The organism is Mesorhizobium sp. CAU 1741 (assembly GCF_039839275.1).
GTDB lineage: Bacteria > Pseudomonadota > Alphaproteobacteria > Rhizobiales > Rhizobiaceae > Aerobium.
Map to the genome: position 1 here is coordinate 1 of NZ_JBDOQP010000006.1, position 18,024 is coordinate 18,024.

Annotated in this window: 17 protein-coding genes and 1 pseudogene; 5 read left to right on the forward strand and 13 right to left on the reverse strand. The window is 58.4% G+C overall.

Going from position 1 to position 18,024, the window contains the following annotated elements:
• Positions 1-423 precede the first annotated feature (423 nt).
• The 4 genes and pseudogenes from AAFN84_RS20915 to AAFN84_RS20930 all read left to right on the forward strand — a co-directional run.
• A pseudogene (locus tag AAFN84_RS20915) lies at positions 424-740 on the forward strand (DDE-type integrase/transposase/recombinase); the annotation flags it as partial.
• Positions 741-1,008: 268 nt separating this feature from the next.
• A complete protein-coding gene (locus tag AAFN84_RS20920; protein ID WP_347516640.1) occupies positions 1,009-1,272 on the forward strand; it encodes a hypothetical protein in 264 nt (87 codons plus the stop codon).
• Positions 1,273-1,657: 385 nt separating this feature from the next.
• Positions 1,658-2,425, forward strand: a complete 768-nt coding sequence (locus tag AAFN84_RS20925) for a hypothetical protein (RefSeq protein ID WP_347516641.1) — start codon at positions 1,658-1,660, stop codon at positions 2,423-2,425.
• Positions 2,426-2,466: 41 nt separating this feature from the next.
• The gene (locus tag AAFN84_RS20930) at positions 2,467-3,051 is read left to right on the forward strand and encodes an RES family NAD+ phosphorylase (protein ID WP_347516642.1); all 585 of its coding nucleotides are present in this window, start codon (positions 2,467-2,469) and stop codon (positions 3,049-3,051) included.
• 384 nt (positions 3,052-3,435) lie between these two features.
• Here the strand turns inward: AAFN84_RS20930 and AAFN84_RS20935 are convergent, their stop codons facing one another.
• Both AAFN84_RS20935 and AAFN84_RS20940 read right to left on the reverse strand, forming a co-directional pair.
• Positions 3,436-3,717, reverse strand: a complete 282-nt coding sequence (locus AAFN84_RS20935) for a hypothetical protein (RefSeq protein WP_347516643.1) — start codon at positions 3,715-3,717, stop codon at positions 3,436-3,438.
• Positions 3,718-4,119: 402 nt separating this feature from the next.
• Positions 4,120-4,590, reverse strand: coding sequence for an Lrp/AsnC family transcriptional regulator (locus AAFN84_RS20940; protein WP_347516644.1), 471 nt, complete (start codon positions 4,588-4,590; stop codon positions 4,120-4,122).
• Between the two features lie 122 nt (positions 4,591-4,712).
• On the opposite strand from AAFN84_RS20940, the gene AAFN84_RS20945 reads away from it, so the two are divergent.
• Positions 4,713-7,097, forward strand: coding sequence for a transketolase (locus AAFN84_RS20945; protein ID WP_347516645.1), 2,385 nt, complete (start codon positions 4,713-4,715; stop codon positions 7,095-7,097).
• Positions 7,098-7,266: 169 nt separating this feature from the next.
• Here AAFN84_RS20945 and AAFN84_RS20950 read toward each other — a convergent pair whose 3' ends face one another.
• The 11 genes from AAFN84_RS20950 to AAFN84_RS21000 all read right to left on the reverse strand — a co-directional run bounded on the left by AAFN84_RS20950 (position 7,267) and on the right by AAFN84_RS21000 (position 17,763).
• Positions 7,267-8,385 (reverse strand): branched-chain amino acid aminotransferase, encoded by a 1,119-nt coding sequence (locus AAFN84_RS20950; RefSeq protein WP_347516646.1) that lies wholly within the window; start codon positions 8,383-8,385, stop codon positions 7,267-7,269.
• Between the two features lie 189 nt (positions 8,386-8,574).
• The gene (locus AAFN84_RS20955; protein WP_347516647.1) at positions 8,575-9,576 is read right to left on the reverse strand and encodes a succinylglutamate desuccinylase/aspartoacylase family protein; all 1,002 of its coding nucleotides are present in this window, start codon (positions 9,574-9,576) and stop codon (positions 8,575-8,577) included.
• Between the two features lie 35 nt (positions 9,577-9,611).
• Complete coding sequence (locus AAFN84_RS20960) at positions 9,612-10,361, reverse strand: amino acid ABC transporter ATP-binding protein (RefSeq protein WP_347516648.1); 750 nt, start codon at positions 10,359-10,361, stop codon at positions 9,612-9,614.
• The gene (locus AAFN84_RS20965) at positions 10,348-10,998 is read right to left on the reverse strand and encodes an amino acid ABC transporter permease (RefSeq protein ID WP_347516649.1); all 651 of its coding nucleotides are present in this window, start codon (positions 10,996-10,998) and stop codon (positions 10,348-10,350) included. Before AAFN84_RS20965 ends, AAFN84_RS20960 begins: the two co-directional genes overlap by 14 nt.
• On the reverse strand, positions 10,995-11,666 hold the full coding sequence (locus AAFN84_RS20970; protein WP_347516650.1) for an amino acid ABC transporter permease: 672 nt from the start codon (positions 11,664-11,666) through the stop codon (positions 10,995-10,997). Before AAFN84_RS20970 ends, AAFN84_RS20965 begins: the two co-directional genes overlap by 4 nt.
• A 44-nt stretch (positions 11,667-11,710) precedes the next feature.
• The gene (locus tag AAFN84_RS20975; RefSeq protein ID WP_347516651.1) at positions 11,711-12,469 is read right to left on the reverse strand and encodes a transporter substrate-binding domain-containing protein; all 759 of its coding nucleotides are present in this window, start codon (positions 12,467-12,469) and stop codon (positions 11,711-11,713) included.
• 378 nt (positions 12,470-12,847) lie between these two features.
• Positions 12,848-13,753 carry a DUF2520 domain-containing protein gene (locus AAFN84_RS20980; protein WP_347516652.1) on the reverse strand — a complete coding sequence of 302 codons (906 nt, stop codon included), beginning with the start codon at positions 13,751-13,753 and terminating at the stop codon, positions 12,848-12,850.
• A 111-nt stretch (positions 13,754-13,864) separates the two neighbouring features.
• Positions 13,865-14,782: an AraC family transcriptional regulator gene (locus tag AAFN84_RS20985; RefSeq protein WP_347516653.1), complete on the reverse strand. Its 918-nt coding sequence runs from the start codon at positions 14,780-14,782 to the stop codon at positions 13,865-13,867.
• Between the two features lie 486 nt (positions 14,783-15,268).
• Complete coding sequence (locus AAFN84_RS20990) at positions 15,269-16,498, reverse strand: type II toxin-antitoxin system HipA family toxin (protein ID WP_347516654.1); 1,230 nt, start codon at positions 16,496-16,498, stop codon at positions 15,269-15,271.
• Positions 16,491-17,081, reverse strand: a complete 591-nt coding sequence (locus AAFN84_RS20995) for a helix-turn-helix transcriptional regulator (protein WP_347516655.1) — start codon at positions 17,079-17,081, stop codon at positions 16,491-16,493. Before AAFN84_RS20995 ends, AAFN84_RS20990 begins: the two co-directional genes overlap by 8 nt.
• Positions 17,082-17,496: 415 nt before the next feature.
• Entirely contained in the window at positions 17,497-17,763 is a 267-nt protein-coding gene (locus AAFN84_RS21000) for a BrnA antitoxin family protein (RefSeq protein ID WP_347516656.1), read from the reverse strand.
• Between the last annotated feature and the right edge of the window lie 261 nt (positions 17,764-18,024).

Consider the following 18,024-nt stretch of genomic DNA (forward strand, 5'->3'; position numbering starts at 1 on the left):
CGCCGAATACGCCTCGGCTGAATTGATCGGGACGAAAATCGCGTCCCCGCCAATCGACGCTTGCCAAGCGTTCAATTCCGTCGAATCTTGGGCCTGTCCATTGTAGCCGATCTTCGTGCCGGATTCGGCAGTGCCTTCCACGGTACCCTCGAAGGAAAAGAAGTATAAAGTCATCCCGCTGTAATCTCCCTGCTCAAATATATTACCCAGGTAGCGTACGGCCCGCTTCAATTGCATGACAATAGAGCATTTTTTCGTTCTCCCCGGTTCATTGAAGGGATACACGCCGAGGCGGATTGATGCAAATCTTGGGCTCGGACAGGAGGTTTGAATGCCTCGCTCAAATGAAGAGGATTTGCGCGCTCAGCTAATATAGGGGTTGTCCAGGATGGCGGTTCGGCGCGATCGGCGGCCGCACGGTTGGAGATCGGCTGCGACAATGGTGAGAAGGTGCGCGTCGCCTTCGCACTCGACTGCTGCGACCGCGAGCCCATCGCTCATGTCGCCACCACGCAGGGAATCAGGGGCGGGGACGTGCGCAACCTCATCGTCACCGCCGTTGAAAGCCGTTCGGCCAGATCAGTCAGCGGCCCGCGACGATCGAGTGGCTCAGCGATAAAGGATCGGGCTACTTCGCCCATGAGACTAATGCGATGGCCCGTGACATCGGCCTGAAGTGAAGAATGACGCCGGGCCAGAGCCCGCAAACCAACGGAATGGCCGATGCGTGCCTTGTGACGCAAAGCCGGAGCTCCATCGCTTATGAATGTCTTGAGTGGCCTTTGCATCTGGCGACGGGTCAACCCCAGAACGGTCGCTGCCGCGGCCACCGCCATTAATCGCTCGCTGACCTTGGAAGGAACCTCGATACGATGCAGATCGCGATCGCTCATCGCCATCAATCCCATCCGCAATCCTCTGCGCACGGTTCACGCGCGGGGATTCTAACTTTGCAGAAACAGGACATTCCAACTTTGCGGTGTGAGTTCTTGCTGCATAAGATGTCTTATGGAACTCATCATCCGGCCGCAGCGCCGATCAGGATGCTCACGTCGCGTGCAGGAACAATCCAACACGAACTTGAGAAAATGCAGCATTCGCGGTTGGTCCTGCTCATCTGTGGAGCGCGCTCTCGCCCGCGGAGCTGCAGTCCGCTCCCTCGGCGGCGTGCTGGAAGTGACGGCGCCGTTTTCCCTGATGGGCACCATCCTGTGGCGGCAGCCGGGACAGATGCATCTGCATTTCAGGCCGTTGGCGACGTTCTCTATGTGACGTGGCAGCTGCGTTTCGATGCATTCGGCGACGACCAGTTTGCCGTCCGTGCAGGAGGTCAGCTCGCCGAGCGTGATCCGGCATTCGCCGGATGCAGATAGTGAGGGTCGTTCCAGTTGCTCGTGCGGATCGTCGTTATGCATGATGACCGGCGCCGGCTTCGGAACGACGATCCTAACGCCATCCGGCCGTCACGGAGACTTCCCTGTCGTCCGTATAGAGAAGCCAAACCGTCGTTGCCGGACGCTTGCGACCCGACTTTCCTCTAACCTATCGATGCCAGCCCATGCCATCCGAGGAACGCGAACCCGTGAGCTGAGCGGGCATGTTGAAAATGGCGCCTCAGTAAGCTATGTAACCCGATAGACAGTTTACGGAGTTTACAATGAGCCGGACATCGCCGGTCAGTTCTCGGATTGCCTCCTCTTCCGTGGTCGCACAGGAAGTGACGGCTGCTGTCGCGGCAATGCTAGTCGAGGAAGACGCACAGCCGAAGGAGAAGCCTGCCAAGAAGAAAATGCGCCGGACCGCTGCGTCGATTCTGCAGGCGCGAAAGCGGAAGATAAAAGCGATCGTGAATCGATCGATGAACGAGACGCACGACTTCGTGTTTTCAGACAATGTCGATCCCGCCGCGGTCCAACTTTTCACGACGATTCACGAAATGGTCCAGGCGAAGAGAGAGGAGTTTTCCGGACGCAAGCTGGAACTGCTCGTCGAAGCGATGCTCCCCGCGAATGATCCCATGGGCGCGGTCCATTCGAAGATCGAACTGGACAATGCGAAAGCGCGGGTGAAATTCCTGGAGGAGGTCCGCTGCCTTACCTCCAGTGAGTTGGCTGACATGGCAGGGCACGGCGCCCAAAACAGAAGTGTCACCGCTTCGAGATGGAAATCTGAGCGCAAGGTATTTTCGGTGAGCGCGCGGCGCCAGGAGCTCTATCCAGCCTTCCAGTTCAGGGACGGGAAACCTGACCCGGCCATCGCCCAGATCCTTTCCGAGCTGCCGTCGAAGATGACCGCGTGGCAGATTGCCTTCTGGTTCGTTTCCAGCAACAGCTGGCTAGATGGCCGCGCGCCCCAGTCCACGCTTGATGATCCGGCAGCGGCGATAGCGGCCGCAAGGCACCTGAACGAAGTGCCTGCAGGTTGACATCCCTCCCTCCTCCGCCTGCGTCGCTTTCCTGCAACGCGATGACCATCCGCGTCGGCACGCGCCTGCACCGGATCCATGCGCGTCGCTTTCAGGCGGAGGAGTTCAATCCCGGTATGGGGTCGTCGCGGTTTGCCCCGTTCGCAAGCGCCGGATCGCAGGTTCCAACGATGTATGCCGGAACCACCTTCGCTTGCGCGGCTTACGAAACGATCTTCCATGACATCGATCCAGCCGCGACCTTCAAGTCCGTGTCGATGGTCGAAGTGGAACAGCGAGCCGTGTCGTGCATAGAGGTCGATCGCGATCTCAAGCTGGCGCGGCTCTTCGAACCGGACCTGAACCGTTGGGGACTTACCCGAAAAGACCTGATCGATACCCCGAGGTCCCTATACCCGCAAACAAGCCTGTGGGCGGCGGCAATCCACGATTCGGATCCCACGCTTGACGGAATGATCTGGACCTCGCGGCGTTTCGACGAAGAGAAGTGCATCATCCTGTTCGGGGCCCGCCTCGATCCGGATTCGATTTCCGTCCAGAGCTCGGAACATTTTGCGACCTCGCCCGGCTCGCTTGCAGCCCTCAGGGAAGCCGGGCAGCTTGCCGGAATTACCATCACCATCTGACGATGCCGAGGCGCGTCCTGACAAATGACTGGCTCTGGCCAATCGAACGCTGCGCGGGTGTCACGAAACCGCCTGCAGTTGGCGCTGGCTTCGAAGGCTTCTCCGGCAGGCCACCTGGCCCGGAAGGCATCGAGGGTCGAATACGGTGACCTTGCCGTATCGGCAGCTGGGCGCCCGACCAGCGCCATCAGGCCAGGCCCCTGACCTAAATGTAAAACCAGCACACGGCCGCAGGAGCTTGTCCAGCAACCCTGCACTGAATGGGTCAGAATGAACTCGGTGCTACAGTCCGAAGGTTACCGATCACGGTCCATCAATGGTCCACGCCGGATTACAGGCGATATCCCAGCCATGTTCGTCGGGGTGGCCACGTAACCGCGGTATCTATCCGGCGTGCGGCGGTGCGTCACCTCCCCGGCCCATACGCCCGCCTGTCTTTGCCAATTGTTGCATGACGGCGATGACGTCGTCATGGGAGGGCACGTTTTGGCCCAGCGAGAATGCACCAGGCACCGAAAGCCCTGTGCAGCCCATATCCAGTTCAAGGGCCGGCTTGCTGAATGTGCCGAGACCGAAACCGTTCATCCGGTAGAAGATGATCTCCTCATTCTCGACGATCGCTGTCCAGCCCAACCCCTCCACGTCGAAGCTGCGGGGAGCGGGCAAGGTTGTTGATGCCAGGCGTGACGACGGAACTCTACTGCTGCACGTCCAGTCCTCTGTTCGCCACGCACAATCGTGCAAGCGTTCAAGGTCTTGGGCCGTCACATCGCGACCGAAGAACCCGCTTTTGCGGGGGCCGGGCCAACCGCACCGACGTAACCTGTTCTAGACTGTTGTGGGCTTTCACATCCGGGTGCAGGGGCACAGCTCGTCAGTCTGTCCCATTCAGGTATCTCCAGAAAGGCAAAATACCCTTGAGGTCATATCGCTCACGCAGTTCAACAGGACTTTCAGCTCGAACTGCGGTCGCCCCAGACCGGGTCCAGGCTTCAAGACGGATCTGGAGGTCGGACAAAAATGGCGCACCGTAGGCATGACGACACGGGCAACAGCCACGCTCGTGGCTCAGATCAACGGCAACACTTCCGCGCGCTTGACCTGTCCAAGTGCGAAGCTGGTCTCGATCGATGCAACATTGTCCAAGCGCGTCAACTTGTCCTTGAGGAACCGCTCGTAGGCCTCAAGATCAGCCGCCGCGATGCGCATCAAATAGTCGCGTTGCCCGGTCATCAGATAGCAGTCAACGACCTCGGGCCAGCGCGCAACCGCATCGGCGAATGCTTCGAGGTCTTCCTCGCGCTGCCGCTCGAGCTTGATTGAGGCAAAGGCGCTGATTGGAAGCCCGACCTTCTTCTGGTCGAGGATCGCGGCGTATCCCTTGATGACCCCAGCCTGCTCCAGAAGCCGCACGCGGCGCGCGCAGGGAGATGGAGACAGCCCCACGCGACTTGCCAGTTCAGCGGTCGTGATCTGACCATCAGCCTGCAGTACGCGCAGGATTCTTCGGTCAATCTCGTCCAAGTCCGATTGTGGCATGAATCACCAAGAAAGCGGATGAAGTTGATGATTCTAGCTAACTCACGCGACGTTCGGGCGCAACTTTAGCCGCATTCGCTGCGGAGATGGATATAGGGTCGGTACAGGAGAGGAAAACACGAATGACCGACCTCAGAATTTTGACGGATCTCCAACGCAAGGTCCTTTGGCTGGCCACATGGATGATCCACAATGCCAATCATCTGCGAGACAATGGTGATGGTGTAAAGGTTGGCGGCCATCAAGCGTCGTCAGCTTCAACCGCGGCAATCATGACGGCCCTCTATTTTGCCGCCCTGCGTCCCGAAGACAGAGTCGCCGTCAAGCCGCACGCCAGCCCGATCTTTCACGCGATCCAGTATCTTCTGGGACACCAGACGCTGGATAAGATGAAAAACTTCCGCGGCTACAAAGGGGTGCAGTCGTATCCATCTCGCACCAAAGATGTCGACGACGTCGACTTTTCCACCGGCTCGGTCGGACTGGGCGTTGCCCAGACACTGTTTGCTTCGCTGGTCCAGGACTACGTGCAATCCAAGAGCTGGGCACCAGATCTGCCCGAAGGAAAGATGATTGCCCTGCTGGGCGATGCCGAGATGGATGAAGGCAATATCTTCGAGGCTCTGCTCGAGGGGTGGAAGCATGGTCTGCGAAACACGTGGTGGATCGTTGACTACAATCGCCAGAGCCTCGACGCAGTGGTTCGTGAGGGGCTGTGGGCTCGCTTCGAGGCGGTTTTCCAGAGTTTCGGTTGGGAGGTTGTCGTCCTGAAGCATGGACAGCTGCAAGAAGCGGCTTTCGCAGAGCCAGGCGGCGACAGGTTACGCGACTGGATCGATCAATGTCCGAACCAACTTTACTCGGCGTTGACCTACCAAGGAGGCGCTGCGTGGCGTAAGCGCCTCTTGGACGACATCGGCGACCAGGGACCGGTATCGCAACTGATCGACGCGCGCTCCGATGACGAGTTGGCGGCACTGATGGGCAATCTCGGCGGACACGACCTGCCGTCACTTTTGGAGGCATTCGAAGAAGCGCGCGGGCACGACCGGCCGGTATGTTTCATTGCCTATACCATCAAGGGTTTCGGGCTTCCACTTGCTGGCCACAAGGACAATCACGCGGGGCTGATGACGCCATTGCAGGTCGAAGCGCTGCGCGAGGAAATGGGCGTGCGGGAAGGCTTCGAGTGGGAACCACTCGAAGCCATGAAGATGCCAGAACCTGAAATCCGCGACTTCCTCAAAGCCGTACCATTCGCAGCTAAAGGGCGTCGTCGTTTCCAGGCGGACACCATCGAGGTTCCCGATGCGCTTGCCTACGGAGCTCAGCCAGTGATGTCTACCCAGCAAGGTTTCGGGCTTCTGATGCACGAGATCGGCAAGTCTGACACCAGGCTGGCCGACCGCGTGGTCACGGCTTCGCCCGATGTCACCGTTTCCACGAACTTGGGGGCGTGGGTGAACAGGCGTGGCCTCTTTGCGAAAGAAAAGACCGCAGATCTTTTCAAGGCGGAGCGTATTCCGTCGACGTTCAACTGGTCATTTTCCCCCGACGGCCAGCACATGGAGCTTGGCATTGCAGAGATGAACCTGTTCATCATGCTGTCGGCGCTGGGTCTGTCTCATTCCATCTTTGGAGAGCGGTTACTACCGGTAGGCACGCTTTACGATCCCTTCATCGAGCGTGGTCTCGATGCGCTCAAATACGCCTGTTACCAAGACGCCAGGTTTTTGCTGGCTGCGACGCCATCTGGCGTGACGCTCGCGCCGGAGGGCGGAGCACATCAGTCGATCGCAACACCGCTGATCGGCATGGCGCAAGATGGGCTGGCGAGCTTCGAGCCGGCTTTCGTCGATGAACTGGCCGTAATGATGCGCTGGGCATTCGAATATATGCAACGGGACGGCAACGAGGAGCCTGATGCATCCACATGGCTGCGCGACGCCATCGGCGGCTCGGTTTACCTGCGGCTGTCAACCCGCCCTATCGACCAGCCGAGGCGCGAGATGAACAGCGCTTTGCAGGGTGATATCATCAATGGTGGGTATTGGCTGCGGCGTCCAGGGCCGAACGCGCAGGTCGTGGTAGCCTACTCTGGCGCTGTGGCGCCAGAGGCCATCGAAGCGATCGGACTCATGGCGGAAGATCGCCGCGATGTCGGGCTGCTCGCGGTCACGTCCGCTGACCGTCTCAATGCTGGCTGGACGGCCGCACAGCGTGCCCGTGAAGGCGGCCTCACCAGCGCTACGTGCCATGTGGAGCGGCTATTGATGGACCTGCCGCCGCACTGCGGGATCGTCACCGTGATTGACGGTCATCCTGCTGCGCTGGCTTGGCTAGGCTCCGTACACGGCCATCGCACGCGCTCGCTCGGTGTCGAACATTTCGGGCAAACGGGCTCGATCGCAGAACTCTACCGGCACTACGGCATCGATGCCCGCGGGATCGTCGCCGGTGCGGCAACACTTACGCCGGGTCGGCCGATCAGGACTTTTCATATTTGATGCGGTGGGTGGCCGCCGCTTCCGGCGTCGAGGTGCCATCGTGAGTTTCAAGCTAGGTCGCCGGCTGGTCAGGTCTGCCGAACTCATGACCGCCGTCAGTGCAGATGCAGCGTTCCCGTCGTAGCGGAAGCATCGTCTCGACTGTCGCAATCGGATCGAGAAGACATTTTCAGTCAGAATCCGGCACCGTAGCGCGCCATCCATAAGGATCGTTGTCCATGCCTTTTTGCACGGCCAGAAGCTTTTTGTAGAGCCAATCCGTCGTTGGTCCACTTCGACCACCACAAATCAGCACCTCCTTATCCTTATAGGCGATCCGACCGATCGGCGAGATGATCGCTGCGGTGCCCGTCCCCCAGACTTCGTCAAGTTCACCAACTTCGTGGGCTTGGAATAACTCGTCGATAGCGATCGGTTCTTCGCTGCAGTCCACCTGGTTGTCCTTCAACAGCTTGAGAACAGTATCCCGTGTGACGCCAGCCAGGATGGAGTCGGAGAGCGGCGGCGTGCGGACCTTGCCTGCGATCTTGACGAAGATGTTCATTGAGCCGACTTCTTCCAGGTATCGCCGCTCCACGCCATCGAGCCATAGGATCTGGGAAAACCCGCGATCCGCTGCCTCACGCGAGGCGTACATGGCTGCTGCGTAGTTTCCGCCTGTCTTGGCGGATCCAACTCCACCTCGCGCGGCGCGGACGAACTCGTCGCTCGCAAGAATCCGAATGGGATCGCTGCCTTCAGCAAAGAAGTCTCCTACGGGCGACAGGAACACGATCAGGAGGTACTCGCGTGCCGGTCGCAAGCTGACGAAGCCTTCTGTTGCAATGATCGTCGGGCGCACATACAGAGCGCTGCCGGGGTCAGAAGGCGCCCACCTCCGGTCCACGTCGCACAGTCGCTCTATCAGCCGTATCAGTGCTGCCGGGTCGACCTGCGGAATACACATTCTGGCGGCGGAACGGTTCAGGCGGGACACATGCGCGTCAGGGCGGAACATTGCGAGGCTTCCGTCTGGCTGCATGTGCGCCTTGAAAGCATCGAAGATCGATTGGCTGTACTGGAAGCCGGCTGCTGACGGATGCAACGAAATCTCGCCGAAGGGCACCACCTGTGGATCCGACCAGCCAGCGTCCTCGGTGTAGCGCATGGTTGCCAGATGGTCAGTGAAGTAATTGCCGAAGCCATAGGGAGGCTGGGGAAGCGCAGCCAGTTTTGTCGAGCGCGTGATCTTCACCGGCCCCCCGGAATTAAGTCCACCGGTATCCGTAATGTCGGCGTTGATGCTCAATGGACCTTCTCCTGACTTGTGTTTCGCTCTTATGGATCGCGAATGAGCCGACTCGCCTCATGCACGTTCCTTCGGAAAGGTCTCAAAGCGATAGATCGCCATCGGTATGGTTGAAAGGTAGCGTGCGATGACGCATGCACATGAAGGCGCATCCATTAAGCGCGCGTCTGTTTGGTGAAGTTTTGCGCCTTAGATCTCGCTCGCCAGATGCCCGATGCAATCGCCGGCTTCGACCAGCGAGAACGTCCTCACGCACATCGCGATGCCGCCTGTACGGAAATGGACCACCACAGGCGCCGACCAGGGATTGTCGATGTCGTGAATCAGCCCAGCAACGGCTCCTGAAGGAAGCGTCTGGCCCAGAGCGAATCTTGGTTCGAAGAAGCCTCGCCGGTCCGCGAATGCATAAAGGCCGGGATCATCCATGGCAAAGCGCCGAATACCACGGTCGCGGGGGGTGGCACGTTGATCTGCGGGCAACACGCCCAGGTGTGCCAGGACTCCACGAATTCCTTTCTCTGCCGTGGAGAGCCCGTCGATGTTCACGCTAGATCCGCCGCCGAATTCGCCGGTTAGAAAATCGACGTTTTTCTGGTGCGCATAGTTTCCGATCACCCTGTCTTCCCCGCTGAGAGCGCGTACGGAATCGAAGTAGATGACATTCTCAGGCTCGAACGCGTCGATTAGAGCTTCGACGCGACTGGCTTTCTGCGGATCAGACCAACGCGGCGCGAGCAGTGTTGGGAGGTACTGCAGCGAACTGCCACCTGCATGAAGGTCAATCAGGCAGTCCGCACGCGGCAGCAACTCGGCCGTGACGTAGTGCGCGATCATCTCGGTGATGGTGCCATCGCGGCGGCCCGGAAATATACGATTGAGATTGACCCCGTCGATAGGCGACACTCGTGTCCCTGCGACGAAGGCGGGATGGTTGAGTGTCGGTGCGATGATGATGCGTCCGGTCACTCGGTTAACATCGATCTCGCGGGCAAGACGCGCCAGCGCGATAGGCCCCTCATATTCATCGCCGTGAACCCCCCCGGTCAGAAGGACCGTAGGACCGTGCCCATTGGCTGCCACCGCAATCGGAATTTGAATGTGGCCATATGCCGACCGATGCACGGAATGCGGCACGCGCAGCTTGCCAAATTGCAGTCCGGGCATGTCAAAATCGACATCGGTCGAAATCATAGTCCTGTCATTATCAGGGGAGGTCGGGCGTAGTGTCATCGGCGCATCTCTGCGGATTTCGAAGTCTGCCCAAGGAACTGGCGCAATTCCGCTGTCTTGGGATTGCCGAACACTTCCTCCGGAGGACCCATTTCGTGAAGTCTGCCCTCGTGCATGAACACAACCCGCGAACAAACACTTTGCGCAAAAGACATTTCATGAGTGACCATGATGACGGTCATCCCTTCTTCAGCCAGTTGCCGAATGACTTGGAGGACCTCCTCAACAAGTTCTGGATCGAGCGACGAAGTGACCTCATCGCAAAGCAGCACCACAGGGCTCATGGCTAGTGCGCGAGCGATCGCTACGCGTTGCTGTTGGCCGCCAGAAAGCTGGTGCGGCTTTGCATCGGCGCGGTGAGCAAGGCCAACTTTTTCCAGCCTAGACAGACCGATACTGCGCGCCTCAGAGGGTCTCATGCCCTTCACGACCTTGAGCGCTAGCGCAGTGTTATCAAGCGCTGTTAGATGCGGAAAGAGATTGAACTGCTGGAAGATCATCCCGACTTTGAGCCTGAGTTTCTGCAGCTTGCGTTCGTCCGGCTCGACCACTTCTCCATCGACGCTGATGGTCCCCGAGTCCATTTTCTCGAGCCCGTTTATGCAACGCAGGAAGGTCGATTTCCCTGACCCGCTTCTTCCAATCAGCGCAATGACTTCGCCACGTTGTATGTCCAAGCTGATGTCGCGCAAAACCTCAAGCGCTCCAAAACTCTTGCAGAGCCTATCGATCTTAACGAGTGACATCGAAAACCGTCTCCATCTTGCGGCTTGCGAGCGATAGCGGGTAGCACAGGCAGAAGTAGATCACCGCCACGAGGCCGTAGACGGCGAAAGGGTCGAGCGTCACGTTCGAAAGTATTGTTCCGGTCTTCATCAGTTCCGTGAACCCAACGATCGAGGCAAGCGCTGTGCTCTTCACGATCTGGACGAGGAAGCCAGCGGTGGGTGGAAGCGCCATGCGGACCGCCTGAGGAAACACGACATGGCGCAGGGCCTGCCGGCGCAGCATGCCCAGGCATAGCGCGGCCTCCGTCTGCCCAGCTTGTACAGACCGTATGCATCCTCGCCAGATTTCTGCCAGATACGCTGATGACCAAAGCGTCAACGCAATGCTTGCCGCCAACCATGCCGGGAGGTTAACGCCGAATAGCGCGGGACCAAAAAAGATCAAAAAGAGCTGCATCAGAAGCGGTGTCGCTTGAATGACCCATATGAACGCCAGCGCCGGATATCTCAGCAGCGCCTGCCTGGCGATCGTCGCCAGCATAAGCACCAGCCCCAGCATCCCGCCGAACAGAAATGCCGTCAGTGAAAGAAGAACCGTCCAGCGTGCACCGAGTACCAGCGCGTAGACTATGTTTTGATAGGTGAAATCTGTCACGATGGCTCTCCTTCACCCAGGAACCTGAGGCCGATGAAGCGGAGCGCTAGTCGTACCAATAATGCAAGAACGATGTAGATTGCAGTTACGACAAAGTAGATTTCGAACGCTCGGAATGTTCTGGACTGAATGAAATTTGCAGCAAATGTCAGGTCCTCGACCGCGATCTGTGACACGACCGCCGAACCAAGCATGACGATCACGATCTGAGACGACAGGGTTGGCCACATCTTTTGCAGCGCGGGGATCAGGACGACACGCCAGAACGCCTGGTTGCGGGTCATACCCAAACTGACGGCCGATTCCCATTGGCCCTTGGGTGTCGCCTGTACGCCTGCTCTCACGATTTCGGTGCCATAAGCGCCGAGGTTGATTGTCATAGCCACAATGGCTGCCGTCATCTCCGACATGCTGATCCCCAGTTGGGGCAAGCCGAAGAATATGAAGAACAACTGGATTAGGAAGGGGGTATTTCGAACGAACTCGACATACCCTGTCACGAGCGCGCGTACCCAGACGGGGCAAAACAGCCTCGCCCAGGTACATAACACGGAGACCGAGAGCCCTAGAGCAGCACCTACTGTGATAAGAACCAGGGTGGTAACGATGCCACTGACAATCAGATCAACGTAGTCATCCAGAAAGGTGAAATCGAAGCTCTGTATCATGCCTTGGCGCAGGATTCCGGGCGTCGCACGCGCCCTTCTCTAGTTTACATCTTATCCGGAATGCCACGACCCAACCACTTTTGGGAAATGCTCTCCAAGGTTCCATCCGCGATCATCTTGGCGATGATCTCGTTGACCTTCGCGATCATGGTGGATTCGCCCTTTTTCACGCCGACATAGAGCGGCGACGTATTAAGAATGAACATCTCTTCAGGCATGCGACGTGGCGAGCGGGCCTTGAGCGCGTTAATGATGATGTCACCCGTAGCGATAGCATCCACTTGTCCAGAAAGAAACGCCTGCGTATTGCTGGTCTCGTCCTCATAGCGCTTGATCTCCGACGTTGCCGGGGCAATCTCGGTTATCAGCATGTCAGCGATGCCGCCGCGCAGCACCGATACCGATTTGCCCGCGAGGTCCGCAGCTTCGGCGATGCCGGAATCCTCTTCCGCGAATACGGAGTTGTTTAGAACGCCGTAGGCATTGGCAAAGTCGATCACGGCCTCACGCTCCGGCGATTTTCCGAGAACGGAAATGATCAAGTCGACCTTATCGGTCTGGAGCGACGGAATACGATTCGAACCGATCACCGGCACCAGTTCCAGGGACACTCCCAGCTTTTCCGCGACATAGTTGGCCACGTCGACATCATATCCGGTGGGCTTCATGTCGAGGCCCATCGCACCGTAGGGCGGGAAATCTTCAGGAACCGCGATCCGTATGGTTCCGCGCTGGGTGACGTCGCTGAGTACATCAGCAGAGGCGCCGAGGACTCCTCCTGCAAAAATGGAAAGCGCCAACATCGTAGTTCTGATTACACTCAAGGGCATTGCATGCTCCTCTCCAAGCTAGAGTTATGGTGGGGTTTTTGACCAAAATCTAAGAATCCGACGACGTTCCCTCTTGCGGGAAACTGTCGTGCGGGGAGATGTTCAATCATGGACGATAGTGAATTCGTGCAGATCTCGCGGTAATGACACCAGTTTTCCCATAACGCCCTTCTATGCTCTGCTGTCGCCGTACACTGCGGCTCGGAGTGGCGACGGAAAGAACCCGATTCAGTCTACGGAAGCCGGGGTGCATAGAAAAGCGCGGCATGGGGCGCTGTCTGTGCGCCCGACCGCCGAAAGGCGCGACGATGAAACGTAGGGCTCGCTAGTGATATTTGCGATGCGGAGCTGTCATGTCGGCTCTGCAGAAACGCGGCGCGTTGGGTCGTACCCTTCAGACTGAAGCGTTGACCCTGTTTGCTTGAGGCGTCCCGCCATGACGCTCAGACTTCGATAGGCCCGTCCGGCATCTGGATGCCATTGATCCAGCGCCTGAGCCTGTTGTTCGACGACTGACCAGTCTCCACGAGAAGCAGGGCCCGAGAGAGCGGCCGCCGGCCCCATGGTAGTCACGTTCTTCACCGTCGATGAGAGCAATGCGGCGTTGAGCATCGGCGAGATTTCATCCGGCACGCCTGCCTCCGCCCATGCCTCGCGTGCCACCGCCTGTAGCACAACAGCCAGGTTGTTCGAAAGCACCGCTGCGGCATGATAGAGGGTCTTGCTTCCAGGCTTGATTGCAAATGGCTTCGCGCCGATCGCTGCCAGGATGGCCGCGACACGATCGACGGCGCAGCGGTCTCCCTCCATTCCACAAAAAGTGCCCGGAAACCCATCAACCGCAGCTTCCTTGTCTGCAAACGTCATCACGGGGTGCGCGCTTGCCACGCCCCATCCCAAGCGTGACAGGGGAGAAAGTTCCGACGCCGGCAGGAAGCCGCTGCAGTGAACCGCAATAGCAGGGCTGGATAAAGCCTCGGAGGCAATCTCACGCGCGACAGGCATGATCATTCTATCCGGCACTGTCATGAACCAGACGTCAGCTGGGCGCATTGCCGACAGCGACGTCCTGGCTTCGCCACCTCCGATGAAGGACACCGCTTGAGCAACGCGGGTTTCGTCGCGCCCGTATATGTCTTGGACAGCGAATTTATTCGAGGCAGCAAACAATCGGAAAAGCGTGCAACCGACGCTGCCGGCGCCGACAAGGTTCAGCCGCGGGGGTGCATCTCCCGACTCGAGTGGTCTGGTTTTCATTATTTCTCCGTGGATCGTGCGCTCGGCGGTCACCGCCCGATGCTCCTGGCGACGTTTGTCTATCGCTTCCACCTACAATGAGTGTCGCAATGCGCGACGTGTTCGCAGCGCTCAAAGCGTCCCAGTATGCCCTTTGTAAAGATCGCGGTAACGGTTGGGCGTCGTTCCGCAGATCTGCTTCATTTGGTATGTCAGGTGGCTTTGGCTAGCAAATCCGGAGTTGCGCGCGACATCTGCGATGGTCTGGCTCGAGTATACAAGCATTTTGCAGGCGTGCTCCAAGCGCCGCTTCATAAGCCATTTATGCGGCGTCGTGCCAAGCTCCCGAAAAAAGCTGCGAGTGAAGTGCCTGGCGCTGAGGTCTGCGGCTTTCGCAAGGTCCTTTACGCCAATGTCCTCTTGCAGGTGAGCCTCGACGAACTCTTCGACACGCCGCAGTCGCCAAAGCGGCAAATGAACCTGGTCGGTAAGATGGCGCTGCTCTCCAAGCTGTGAGAGCAGGTGCCACAGAAGGGTCGGCAACAGGCAACCGCCAACCCGTCGTTCCATGGCGTCCTGGGACGCAAGAGCGTCCCATAGCCTGGTCATCGCAGTATGGACAAACGAATCCACCAAAATCCTGCCGGCGAATCCCTCGAACGAGTCGCGTACTCGTACCGTTGAATCGGTCCTCAGGGTGCTTTGCATGGTGGCATCTGGCACGGTGAGGATGAGGACCTTTCGTGCGACCCCAACCTCCCACTCGCTTTCAACGCCGGATGGAATGATGATCGTCTCACCGCTGCTGGCTTCGCGGGCGAAATCTTGTCCGTCAAGCCTCCAGCGCCAGATATAGTCACGGTCGGATGACAGTGGAATTGCAATGATCGTCTCGCCGACGGCAGGATCATGGAAGGAATGAGGCTGCTGGTCGACCATGATCATGGCAAAGCGGTTGACGCCACTGGAGTGCCGATGCTCTTGACGAAAACCGGAATATCCGGATCTCCGATAAAAATCTGCGTAGTTGCGCCAATGCGGATCAGTCATGGTGGGGAACTCGTCTCAGCGACATGCGCCTATGATAGCATGTGCGATAGCTATCGCCATTGTGGCCAGCATGACGAATATTTTGCAAGTGGGCGGGGCCGAAATGCCCGGATAGGCAAGCAATATGAACGGCACGCCATAGGTGACGGTCGGCAAGTCGAACCGCATTGAGCCGGACGGGCCACCAGTGCACCCCGGCGATGCTCGCCGCCTCGAACAGCGCGATACAACAGGCGGTGTGATTACCGGGATCGTCGTATCGTAGAAGACGACCAGCGCCACTGGATGTTCCATCTCGAGAGAGCAAGACCGGGTCCGACAAGCCGTATCAAGTTCAAATCTCAACCGATCAGCAGGCATCACGATTGGGCTGTGGCAATGACTCTCGCAGCCGCGGTTCCAGCAAGGTGTAGTCCCGACGGCGTTCTTGACCTCTGTGATGATCCGACAACAGTCTGTGACGCGTGTTCGTGGGCGGGACTTCCGTCATCCAAGTTCGTGGTAAAGCGGCATGGTCGGGGCGTGTGCATCGATCGCTTTCACGACCCTGGCGGCGATAGGAAGATGCCCCTTCTCGGCCTGCCAGACCTGCCGAAAACGCCGGACGGTTTCCGCGGCGGTGTCGATGACGAGCTTTTGGGGCAGAAGCGCCTTAGCCGCCAAATGCCTAAGTTCATCCATATCAAGCTCGGCCATCTTCTTGGTCCGAGAGTAATTGAGTGCGGCCGTGTCCTCGCCCTCGATATAGGGGATGGTCGACACTAGATCGTAGGCAGGCGACAGCGCGGCAGTCCGCCGGTCGGGATAGATCAGCGACCAGTTCTTGAGGTGCATGTCGCCATTGCCGATTAGAGCACTGAACACGAGGCGACGAATGAACTCGGCAGCGCCGGCATGTCCAGCCTCGTTGCCGATCACGCGCGCGATGTTGGCATAACTTGCCCGCTTGTACTTGTCGTCCGGGAAGACCCCGAACACCTGCGCGAAATCATCGGTGTGTCTTGCGCCGTCGCCGGTTCGGTCGAAGCGATTGACCGCAAGAGCCTGTCCCCTGAGTTCCCCCACGCCTTCTGGAATACCAGCGATCGCATCGAGATCGATCAGGTTGATGGCCGGAACATCCATGCCGATCATTCCCGCGATCGTCATCATCGAAAACTCGTTTTCAGGAACGCCAGTAAACTGCTGGGACGGGAGCTTCACGATCCAAGAGCCGCCGACGCCCTCGGCGGGAATCGTCAGGCCTCCGCCCTTCCCGGCGTTCTCGAACGCGGAGAATTTGAGCTGCGCACCTGCAAGCGAAAAGCGCAACGCGTTTGGCTTGGCGATTTCCGGCAGATCCTCGTCGGCACCCGGTGGCAAAGCGTTACCGACGGCTGGATGGATAGACAATGCCCCGGGAAGGTCCAGGCCCAGCACCCAGAGCAAGAAGAATTCACGCTGCTGATTGACCCCGGCCCGCGCGGCGAGATAGCGGCGCAGACTGCCCTCCGGCAGCAGGTTCGAGAAGAATGGCGGCACAACCCGTTGGGTCGGGGAGATTTTGGTGACGAGGCCACCCAGATCGTCCTTGAATGACAGGCTGAGGGTGGGTCGATTCCGGTTCTCGACGTAATCTTCATTGAACGCAAAGAGCGTGCGATCGCCCTGCAGATGGGTTAGCGTCCCGATCGGCTCGTCGTAGAGCCGTACGTCGAGAACCGAGACGTCAGGCATCGGCATCTTCGTCGTCAAGCGAATAGGCGGGTCGCGGCTCCGACGGAGCCGCATGGGCGAGTGAGTTGCGCAGCCGCTCCAGGTTCTGCGCGATATCACGGATGAAGGGTGCTGCCTGCGCGCTCACCTTATGGTGCTCGAGGCGGGCGATCAGTTCGCGAATCAGCTGCATTTCTTGATCGCTCAACCTCACCCGCCGCAGAAAACGAATTGTTTCTTCCAGGCGATCTAGATCGGCCGAGCTCCCGTAAACGCGCTTCATTTTCTTTACCAAGCGCTCCGCGCGGCCAAAGCGCTTGTCATTGGGCTGACCGGTGTGGATATGCATGTCGGGCGTTGACTGCGCCTTGACCAAGCCAGATACCGCGGGCGCGAGCTTCTTCGGCACGAGCATGACCTCGAGATCGAGCGCACGGGTCATGTCGATAAAGCTCGACAGCCCTGGCTCCATCTTACCGCTCTCAATTTGGGAGATATGGCTCTGCGTGAGCCCGGCCCGTTCGCTAAGGGCACGCTGACTGACACCGGAAGCCTCGCGGGTCTCGCGTGCCTGGGCGATCAGGCTTTCGCTTTGATAGGCCATGATACAGGATCCCGATCATAATCGTGATAACAATCACGATACTGTATCTAGAGCGCTGCACTTGGCTGGTCAATTATTTGATGCAGAATAATGCTCGCAACACGGCTTTGATATATAATACTGGATCGCTCAACGCGTCGGCTGTTTCCAAGTGCGCCACGGCCCATCGGAGTAGGCTCACGAAGCATGACGTGGCTCGCCGCATGCGCACAGATGCGGGATACGAACTTCGACGGTCGTCTTCATTGACGATGCGCGCAATACGCTCGGCGAACAGAGCCTCAATCGCATCTCGCTACGTTGTCCCTCGATGATCTAGACGACGCCGCGCCTACTGCGAAGGGAGGTTACTTACACAAACGTGCTGGTGCAGGACGTAAAGTGCTCACGCGCTGATCGACAATTCTAGGTCCTGTCAGTCGCCATCTGAGCGCTCGCTCCCGGAGACAGCCGGTTTTTTTAGGATAGCTTGCCGCAATACCTCGTTTATCCGGTCCTGCCAGCCTGCGCCCTCCTCCTGGAAATGGTCGAGTACAGCTCGATCAATCCTGATTGAAACGAGCTCCCTGAGATTTGGAGCTGCCGACGCCACGCGAACCGGTGAGGCCGATTTCTTGGTTGGCTTAAAGGCCGCTTCAGCAGCGGCCATCGGATTAGTCGGTCGGCGGGGAGGATTTGCCATTGTGATGAACCTTTTTGAAGATCGACCGCACTCACTGAGCAGAACTCGCGAACGCATCCAGATGATAGCGTATACCGGGTGATCCAATATGCGTATCGCTAACGATCTCTTCCGTCTTGACCGGATAATTTTGAAGAGCGCAACTTCTCGAGAGAGCCCAGCCCTGTCTGCTTGGGCGGGTATTGAAAGCTCATCTCACCATCGCCGAAGGCTATCGGAGCCAAGAATTGGTTTACTTCCCACCCCGTTGTCACCGACAAT